The organism is Lentzea pudingi (assembly GCF_014646255.1).
GTDB classification, from domain to species: domain Bacteria; phylum Actinomycetota; class Actinomycetes; order Mycobacteriales; family Pseudonocardiaceae; genus Lentzea; species Lentzea pudingi.
In genome coordinates, this window is record NZ_BMNC01000039.1 from 1 (window position 1) to 8,912 (window position 8,912).

The following is an 8,912-nucleotide window of genomic DNA, read 5'->3' on the forward strand; positions in this document are numbered from 1 at the left end:
ACAACCAAACTCAGGAAGACAACGTCCGAACCCGCCGAGTAGCCGAAGCCCGAGCCGCCAACTCCCCATCCCCAGGGAAATCCACCCGAACCAGACACAACCCATGAGCAGGAGCCACGGTAACCCCACTAGCCCGCCCACTAAGCGACAACAGCGACGAAGGCCACGAAACAGCCTTCCGCCCCTCCCCCACAGCCAGCAACGCCCCGACCAACGACCGAACCATCGAATGGCAGAACGCATCAGCCGACACAAACGCCGTGACCACCCCATCCCCAGGATCCCGCACCAGCTCGAGCCGCTGCAGCTCCCGAATAGTGGTAGCCCCTTCACGCCGCTTGCAAAACGCGCAAAAGTCGTGCTCCCCCAACAACAACCCAGCAGCAACGTTCATAGCCGAAACGTCCAACGGACGAGGCCAGGCAAGGGTGTCCAACCGCCGCAACGGATGCGCACCAAACTCAGCATCCGCAACCCGGTACTCGTAGTGCCGCCGCAACGCCGAAAACCGAGCGTCGAACTCCCCAGGCACCACCCGAGCCGAGAAAACCCGAACATCCGCAGGCAACGCCCGAGCCAACCGCTTGGCCAACCCGGCGACATCCACAGACGAAGGCAGATCAGCGTGAGCAACCTGCCCAGAGGCGTGCACCCCGGCATCGGTCCGCCCAGCCACAGTCAACGACACGTCTTCCCGCAACACCATGGAAAGCGTGTCCTCGAGCACCCCGCACACAGTCCGCCGGGACGGCTGCCGCGCCCACCCGGAGAACGAAGTCCCGTCATACCCCAGGTCGAACCGCACACGAACGAGCCCGCCGCTCCCAGAAGAGGGAACGACGGGCTCGTCAGCGTTCAGCGTCAGGACTTGTCCTTGGACTCGTCCTTGGCCTCTTCCGCCTTGACGTCCTCGGCCGACGGCTCGCCGTCGACCTCGACAGCGCCCTCGGCGGGCTCGTCGGCAGCGTCCTTGGTCGCGGACTCGGGCGCGTCAGCGTCCTGGTCGACGACGGCGGTCTCAGCCGGCTTCTCGTCCTTGGCGAACTTGGTCTTGCGCGCAGCCTCGGCCTCGGTGGAGACGAGCTTCTGCTGCACCAGCTCGATGATGGCCATGGGGGCGTTGTCGCCCTTGCGCGCCAGCGTCTTGGTGATGCGGGTGTAGCCACCGGAACGGTCGCTGAAGAACGGACCGATCTCGGCGATCAGCTTGTGCACGACGTCCTTGTCGCGGATCACCTTCATGATCTCGCGACGGTTGTGCAGGTCGCCGGCCTTGGCCTTGGAGATGATCTTTTCGGCGTACGGACGCAGCCGCTTCGCCTTGGCCTCAGTGGTCTTGATCCGGCCGTGCTGGAACAGCGCCGTCGCCAGGTTGGCGAGCAGCAGCCGCTCGTGCGCCGGAGACCCACCGAGCCGGGGGCCCTTGGTAGGGGTGGGCATCGCTTGCTCCTGTAGTTACTAAAAGAGATCCTCTAGCTCTGAATCAGAGCGTCAGAGCTGCTCGGTCTCCGCGTAGTCCTGGCCGTCGTCGTGGGTGTCCAGGCCGGCACCGGCGCCCCAGCCGGAGTCACCGGCGTGGTAGTCGGCAGCAGCCGCGGACGGGTCGAACCCAGGAGGCGAGTCCTTCAGGGCGAGGCCGAGGCCGACGAGCTTCATCTTGACCTCGTCGATCGACTTCGCACCGAAGTTGCGGATGTCCAGCAGGTCCGCCTCGCTGCGCGACACGAGCTCGCCGACGGTGTGGATGCCTTCCCGCTTCAAGCAGTTGTAAGACCGGACCGTGAGGTCCAGGTCCTCGATAGGCATCGCGAACGCGGCGATGGTGTCAGCCTCGGCCGGCGACGGGCCGATCTCGATGCCCTCGGCGTCGATGTTCAGCTCGCGAGCGAGGCCGAACAGCTCAACCAGGGTCTTGCCCGCGGAGGCGACTGCGTCCCTCGGAGTGATCGAGGGCTTGCTCTCCACGTCGAGGATCAGCTTGTCGAAGTCCGTACGCTGCTCGACACGAGTGGCCTCGACCTTGTACGTCACCTTGAGAACCGGCGAGTAGATCGAGTCGACGGGGATGCGGCCGATCTCGGCGCCCGCCTGCTTGTTCTGGACAGCCGGGACGTAGCCGCGACCGCGCTCGACGACGAGCTCGATCTCCAGCTTCCCCTTGCCGTTCAGGGTCGCGATGTGCAGGTCGGGGTTGTGCACGGTGACACCGGCCGGAGGCACGATGTCGCCCGCGGTCACCACACCGGGGCCCTGCTTGCGCAGGTACATGGTCACCGGCTCGTCCTCCTCGGACGAGACGACGAGCTCCTTGAGGTTCAGGATGACGTCGGTGACGTCCTCCTTCACCCCGGGAACCGTGGTGAACTCGTGCAGCACGCCGTCGATGCGGATGCTCGTGACAGCAGCACCGGGGATCGACGAGAGCAGCGTGCGGCGGATCGAGTTGCCGAGCGTGTAACCGAAGCCCGGCTCCAGCGGTTCGATGACGAACCGGGAACGGGTCTCGGAGACCGCTTCCTCGGCGAGCGAGGGGCGCTGGGAAATCAGCACTGGGTTCAACCTTTCTACAACGACGCCCGCTATTTGACGCCGTCAACAACAGCCAGTCGCGGAGACCGGCAAACGCACTCGGCACACCCTTCGCGCCGATGCGGGACCCGACCCGAGCCACTGTCCACGGAGGACAGTGGCTCGGAGAGGATCACTTCGAGTAGAGCTCGACGATGAGCTGCTCGGTGACGGGCGTGTCGATCTGCGCGCGCTCGGGCAGCTGGTGCACGAGGATGCGCAGGTTCGAGGACACGACCTGCAGCCAAGCGGGAATCGGGCGGTCACCGAAGGACGCGCGCGCAGCCTCGAAGGGCAGCGTGGGCATGGACTTCGGCTTCACGTCGATGATGTCGAACTTCGACACCTGGAAGCTCGGGATGTTGACCTTGTGGCCGTTCACGATGAAGTGACCGTGGCTGACCAGCTGGCGGGCCTGGCGACGCGTGCGGGCGAGGCCCGCGCGGTACACCACGTTGTCGAGGCGGGCCTCGAGGATCTGGAGCAGGTTCTCGCCGGTCTTGCCCGGACGGCGAACCGCTTCCTTGTAGTAGCGGACGAACTGCTTCTCGAGGACGCCGTAGGTGTAGCGAGCCTTCTGCTTCTCCTGGAGCTGCAGCAGGTACTCGGACTCCTTGACCCGGCCACGGCCATGCTGGCCGGGCGGGTACGGACGGCGCTCGAACGCCTGGTCCCCACCGACGAGGTCAACCTTGAGGCGACGCGAGATGCGCGTCGCGGGTCCCGTATAACGAGCCATGAGTTCTTACTCCTCCCCGTTCCTCAGACCCGGCGCCGCTTGGGCGGGCGGCAGCCGTTGTGGGGCTGCGGGGTCACGTCCTGAATGGTGCCGACCTCGAGACCGGCGGCCTGCAGCGAACGGATCGCGGTCTCACGGCCGGAGCCGGGACCCTTGACGAACACGTCCACCTTGCGCATGCCGTGCTCGGCGGCCTTGCGGGCGGCGTTCTCGGCAGCCATCTGCGCCGCGAACGGCGTGGACTTGCGAGAGCCCTTGAAGCCCACGTGGCCGGCGGACGCCCAGCTGATCACGTTGCCCAGCGGGTCCGTGATGGACACGATGGTGTTGTTGAACGTGCTCTTGATGTGCGCCTGGCCGTGCGAGACGTTCTTCTTTTCCTTGCGCCGGACCTTCTTGACCCCGGCGCCCGTACGGGACTTGGGTGGCAAAACGAACTCCTAAGTTGAGGGCAGTAGACGCGAGGTCTTACTTCTTGCCGGCCTTCTTCTTGCCGGCCACGGTCTTCTTCGGACCCTTGCGGGTACGGGCGTTCGTCTTGGTGCGCTGTCCGCGAACGGGCAGGCCACGACGGTGCCGAAGACCTTCGTAGCAACCGATCTCCATCTTGCGACGGATGTCGGCCGCGACCTCACGGCGAAGGTCACCCTCGACCTTGTAGTTCGTCTCGATGTGGTCCCGCAGCTTGGCGAGGTCGTCGTCCGTCAGATCCTTCACCCGGAGGTCCGGGGAGATCTCCGTGGCGGCGAGCAGCTCCTTGGAGCGCGTACGACCGATGCCGAAGATGTAGGTGAGCGCGATCTCCATCCGCTTTTCGCGGGGGAGGTCTACGCCAGCGAGTCGTGCCATGTGGCGGTTAACTCCTGTCGGTTGACTTCCAGGTCTGCTCCTCGCCCAATTCCGGTGACTGACTCGCTGTGTGTCGTTCCGGCTGCTCTCACAGCCGGTGTCCCGGCCCCGGCCTGGAATCCGGGGGTGTCCGCACGCGATGGAGCCCGTGCGGTAGGTGCGAGGAGTGTCTCGTTACTGCGTCATCGAAGGATCTCGACGAGCGCGAGTGGAACTGCTCAGCCCTGGCGCTGCTTGTGGCGCAGGTTCTCGCAGATCACCATGACCCGGCCGTGACGGCGGATCACCTTGCACTTGTCGCAGATCTTCTTGACGCTCGGCTGAACCTTCACGCCTGAGATCTCCTGCTACTGGAGGTCACTTGTAGCGGTAGACGATGCGCCCGCGGGACAGGTCGTAGGGCGAGAGCTCCACGACAACCCGGTCCTCAGGGAGGATGCGGATGTAGTGCTGTCGCATCTTGCCGCTGATGTGCGCGAGTACCTTGTGACCGTTCTCCAACTCGACCCTGAACATCGCGTTGGGGAGCGGCTCGACTACGCGGCCCTCGACCTCAATGGCCCCGTCCTTCTTGCCCATGTCCTCCGCGTTTCGTGACGGTGATAAATACGTTTGGGCGCGTCCCAGCCCGGTTCGATCTCACCTGCGAGGGCATGACAGAACCGGCGCGACAGATGCGCCACCTGACCAGTGTACGCAGTTCACTGCGGCAACCCAAATCGGGTCCCCTCCGGGCCCGCGTCGGGCCGCACACCGCGTTCGAGCACGGGCCGCAGGCGCGCGATGTCGTTGATCTCGGACTCGCGCCTGCCGAGCACCGACTTCAGCGTCCGCAGGCGTTGAGCGGCGGCTCTCCACCCGTAGCCGGTGCTGTCAGAACACTGCTGAGCTGCGTTGTCGAGCGCGATGTCGCCCGATCCGACGCCGTAGCTCTCGAGGCTCGGATCGCCGGGACCGCGCTGGACGAACCCGGCCCGGTCGAGGCACTGCAGCAATGTGGTCCCGTAGGACCGCGTCTCGGCGGCCTCCGGCCCGGACTGGAGCAGGACGTCCCACTCCCGCACGACGGCGTCGTGCAGGACCGTGATGCGACTCACGGCGTCGACGTACTCCCACGGCGCTGTGGCACGAACGCTGCCGCCGCACCCGCCGTCGACGGGTGCCGGCGGACTGATGAAGTTCGGACGCCGCACGACGACGTCGGAGAACGGCGGCAGGCAGCCCTCCGCCGCCGCGATGGCGTCCGCCAGGAAGATCCGGTCGGCGATCCGCTCCGCCGGCACGTCCTGGTAGGTGAGATCGGTGGCCGGCTTAGAGGCAGCGCAGCCTGCAAGTGGAATCAGAAGGGCGGACAGGACGAAACGGGTTACCCCCACAATGCCCCCATGCATTGGACTCGCTCGTCACCTCGACCGTATCGGCCCTGACAAACGAAATAGCCCCGTTCACCGGAGGGCGAACGGGGCCATGTCCAAAACCGTTGGGGCTACTTGCTTTCCTCCGGCGCGGTGAGCACCCAGGGGCCGTCCTCGGTGATCGCGACGCTGTGCTCCCAGTGCGCGGCACGCGTGCCGTCGAGCGTGATGACGGTCCAGCCGTCCTCGAGCTCCTGGGAGTCGTCGGTGCCGAGCGTCAGCATCGGCTCGATCGCGATGGCCATGCCGACCTTGAGCCTCGGCCCCTTGCCCGGCTTGCCGTAGTTCGGCAGGAACGGCTCCATGTGCATCTTGGAGCCGATGCCGTGGCCGCCGTAGTCGGCGACGATGCCGTACTCGATGCCGTCGCGCTCCCCCGACTCGATGGCCGAGGCCTCGATGGCGAACGAGATGTCCGTGAGCCTGCCGCCGGGCAGCGCGGCCTCGATGCCCGCGAGCATCGACAGCCTGGTCGCCTCGGACAGCTTGTGGTCCGCGGGAGACAGCTCACCGACGCCGACCGTGACGGCCGAGTCGCCGTGCCAGTCGTCGAGGATCGCACCGCAGTCGACGGAGATCAGGTCGCCCTCGGCCAGCACCTGCGTCTTGCTGGGGATGCCGTGGACGATCTGGTCGTTCACCGACGCGCAGATGCTCGCCGGGAAGCCCTGGTAGCCCTTGAACGACGGGACGGCGCCGGCGTCGCGGATGGTCTGCTCGGCGATCTCGTCGAGCTCCCACGTGGACACACCGGGCTTCACCGCGTCGATGACGTTCTGCAGGGCCCGCGCCACGACCAGGCCGGAGGCGCGCATGGCCTCCAGCTGGCCGCGGGTCTTGATCTCGATCTTGCTCATGCCTTCACCGAACGACTCAACTGGGCGGGTTCACGAAGCGTCGGGGCGCGCAGCGCCCGAACCCGCAGGGGGACCGGAGGATCGTCCCCCCGGCAAGAACTGCGGGCTCCAGCGAAGTCGGCCGAAGGCCGACGAGCGCAGAAGCCCGCCTGTCACTTCTCGTTGAGCGCGGTGAGCGCTCGCTCGCTGATCTCGTCGATCTCACCGACGGCGTCGATGGAGATGACCTTCTCCGCGTAGTAGCTCAGCAGCGGCGCGGTCTCGTTGCGGTACACCTGCTGGCGATGCCGGATGACGTCTTCCTTGTCGTCCGTCCGCCCGCGTGCGAGCAGCCGCTCCACCACGACGTCCTCGTCGACCCGGAACTCCAGCACCGCGTCGAGCGAGTGACCACCGACAGCGAGGAACTCACCCAGCTTGTCGGCCTGGGCGACGTTGCGGGGGAACCCGTCGAGCAGGAACCCGTCGGCAGCGTCGGACTCGGCCAAGCGCTTGCGCACCATCTCGTTCGTGATGGAGTCCGGCACGAGAGCGCCCTCGTCGAGGATGCTCTGCACCTCCAGCCCGAGCTCGGTCTGGTTGCTGATGTGTGACCGGAAGAGGTCGCCCGTCGAGATGTGCGGCACGCCGAGCTTGCGGCTCAGAACTTCGGCCTGGGTGCCCTTGCCCGCACCGGGCGGGCCAACGAGAACGAGTCGCATCTAGCGGAGGAACCCTTCGTAATTGCGCTGCATGAGCTGGCTCTCGATCTGCTTCACGGTGTCGAGACCGACACCGACCATGATCAGAACCGCGGTGCCGCCGAACGGGAAGTTCTGGTTCTGGCCGTCGCCGGTCAGGTCCAGGAACAGGTTCGGCAGGATCGCCACGATGCCGAGGTAGAGCGAACCGGGAAGCGTGATGCGGCCCAGGACGAACTTGAGGTACTCGGCGGTGGGGCGACCGGGACGGATGCCGGGGATGAACCCACCGAACTTCTTCATCTCGTCCGCACGCTCGTCCGGGTTGAACGTGATGCCGACGTAGAAGTACGTGAAGAAGACGATGAGCAGGAAGTACGTGGCGATGTGCACCCAGCTCGACTGCTTGACCAGGTAGGTCTGCACGAAGGTGGAGAACCAGTTCTGCTCGGTGGAGGAGCCCTGGGTCAGACGCACGATCAGGTCCGGCAGGTACAGCAGCGAAGAGGCGAAGATGACCGGGATGACGCCGGCCTGGTTCACCTTGAGAGGAAGGTACGTCGACGTACCGCCGTACATGCGGCGGCCGATCATGCGCTTGGCGTACTGCACCGGAATGCGACGCTGGGCCTGCTCGACGTAGATGACGCTCGCGATGATGATCAGAGCGGCCACGACCACGAGGGTGAACGTGAGGCCGCTCTTGTCGAGGATGTTCTTGCCCTCGGCGGGGATGCGGGCGGCGATACCGGTGAAGATCAGCAACGACATGCCGTTGCCGATGCCCTTCTCGGTGATGAGCTCACCCAGCCACATGATGACCGAGGTACCGGCGGTCATGGTGATGACCAGCACGATCAGCGTGAAGATGCTGTCCTTGCCAGGGATGACGTCCTGGTCGCACTCGCCGAAGAGCTGCCCGCGCACGGCCAGCGCCACGAGACCGGTCGACTGCAGGATGGCCAGACCGATCGTCAGGTAGCGCGTGTACTGCGTGAGCTTGCCCTGACCAGCCTGTCCTTCCTTCTTCAACTGCTCGAACCGCGGAATCACCACGGTGAGCAGCTGGATGATGATGCTCGCGGTGATGTAGGGCATGATGCCCAGCGCGAACACGGACAGGTTGAGCAGAGCACCACCGCTGAACAGGTTGATCAGCGAGTAGATGTTCTGGCCTTCAAGCGCTTCAGCACACGCCCGCACGTTCTTGAAGGAAACGCCCGGCGCGGGCATGGTCGCACCAAGCCGGTACACAATGATGATCCCGAGCGTGAACAGGATCTTCTTGCGTAGATCCGGCGTCGCGAGAGCCGAGCGGAATGCGCCGAGCACGCGAACCTCCTGAGCGTTGCCGACCCCCAGGGACCGGCACATGCGGTAGTTGGCAGGCCGAGTCAGGTAGCCACGACCAAGCAACCCGGAGGACATCCGGGTTCAGCCCGCGACTCTAACAGCCTCCCCCGACCAGGCCGTACCCAGTGGCCAATCACAGGTTCCAACCGGTTGATCTCTGACCGAACCACTAGCCCATCCGGGGTATCAGCCACACCAAATCCGTGCTACGAGCAGCAATTACGCCGTCCGCGAACGTCCACACACCCCGCAAAGTTCCCGCAAAAATCCCCGCAGAGCAGAACCCCCGAGACGAGCCACGGGCAAGCAACCGAGACACCACTCGCACGCGATGCCGCAGGCGAGCCGACCGCGCTCTTGCGATGCCGCAGGCGAGCCGTCCTTCGCATAGGCACTGGGCGGTGGGGTCCCATCACGAGTCGCGCCATAGCTCTTGCTGCATGCAGGTAGG

Annotated in this window: 12 protein-coding genes; all 12 read right to left on the minus strand. The window is 65.5% G+C overall.

What is annotated here, in order from left to right:
• Positions 1 to 10: 10 nt before the first annotated feature.
• On the minus strand, positions 11 to 805 hold the full coding sequence (gene truA / locus IEY88_RS43665) for a tRNA pseudouridine(38-40) synthase TruA (RefSeq protein ID WP_229694354.1): 795 nt from the start codon (positions 803 to 805) through the stop codon (positions 11 to 13).
• A 56-nt stretch (positions 806 to 861) separates the two neighbouring features.
• Positions 862 to 1,440, minus strand: coding sequence for a 50S ribosomal protein L17 (rplQ, locus tag IEY88_RS43670; protein ID WP_189160781.1), 579 nt, complete (start codon positions 1,438 to 1,440; stop codon positions 862 to 864).
• Positions 1,441 to 1,491: 51 nt separating this feature from the next.
• A complete protein-coding gene (locus IEY88_RS43675) occupies positions 1,492 to 2,550 on the minus strand; it encodes a DNA-directed RNA polymerase subunit alpha (protein ID WP_189160782.1) in 1,059 nt (352 codons plus the stop codon).
• A gap of 151 nt (positions 2,551 to 2,701) precedes the next feature.
• A complete protein-coding gene (gene rpsD, locus IEY88_RS43680) occupies positions 2,702 to 3,307 on the minus strand; it encodes a 30S ribosomal protein S4 (RefSeq protein WP_189160783.1) in 606 nt (201 codons plus the stop codon).
• Between the two features lie 23 nt (positions 3,308 to 3,330).
• Positions 3,331 to 3,738 (minus strand): 30S ribosomal protein S11, encoded by a 408-nt coding sequence (rpsK, locus tag IEY88_RS43685; protein ID WP_015105236.1) that lies wholly within the window; start codon positions 3,736 to 3,738, stop codon positions 3,331 to 3,333.
• Positions 3,739 to 3,775: 37 nt separating this feature from the next.
• Positions 3,776 to 4,156 (minus strand): 30S ribosomal protein S13, encoded by a 381-nt coding sequence (gene rpsM / locus IEY88_RS43690; RefSeq protein ID WP_045309821.1) that lies wholly within the window; start codon positions 4,154 to 4,156, stop codon positions 3,776 to 3,778.
• Between the two features lie 218 nt (positions 4,157 to 4,374).
• The gene (gene rpmJ / locus IEY88_RS43695; protein ID WP_010148647.1) at positions 4,375 to 4,488 is read right to left on the minus strand and encodes a 50S ribosomal protein L36; all 114 of its coding nucleotides are present in this window, start codon (positions 4,486 to 4,488) and stop codon (positions 4,375 to 4,377) included.
• 25 nt (positions 4,489 to 4,513) lie between these two features.
• A complete protein-coding gene (gene infA / locus IEY88_RS43700; RefSeq protein WP_005166804.1) occupies positions 4,514 to 4,735 on the minus strand; it encodes a translation initiation factor IF-1 in 222 nt (73 codons plus the stop codon).
• Positions 4,736 to 4,857: 122 nt separating this feature from the next.
• A complete protein-coding gene (locus tag IEY88_RS43705; protein ID WP_189160784.1) occupies positions 4,858 to 5,439 on the minus strand; it encodes a hypothetical protein in 582 nt (193 codons plus the stop codon).
• A 203-nt stretch (positions 5,440 to 5,642) separates the two neighbouring features.
• Positions 5,643 to 6,428, minus strand: coding sequence for a type I methionyl aminopeptidase (map, locus tag IEY88_RS43710; protein ID WP_189160785.1), 786 nt, complete (start codon positions 6,426 to 6,428; stop codon positions 5,643 to 5,645).
• Positions 6,429 to 6,580: 152 nt separating this feature from the next.
• A complete protein-coding gene (locus IEY88_RS43715; protein ID WP_189160786.1) occupies positions 6,581 to 7,129 on the minus strand; it encodes an adenylate kinase in 549 nt (182 codons plus the stop codon).
• The gene (gene secY / locus IEY88_RS43720) at positions 7,130 to 8,440 is read right to left on the minus strand and encodes a preprotein translocase subunit SecY (protein ID WP_189160787.1); all 1,311 of its coding nucleotides are present in this window, start codon (positions 8,438 to 8,440) and stop codon (positions 7,130 to 7,132) included. It lies immediately after the preceding gene.
• Between the last annotated feature and the right edge of the window lie 472 nt (positions 8,441 to 8,912).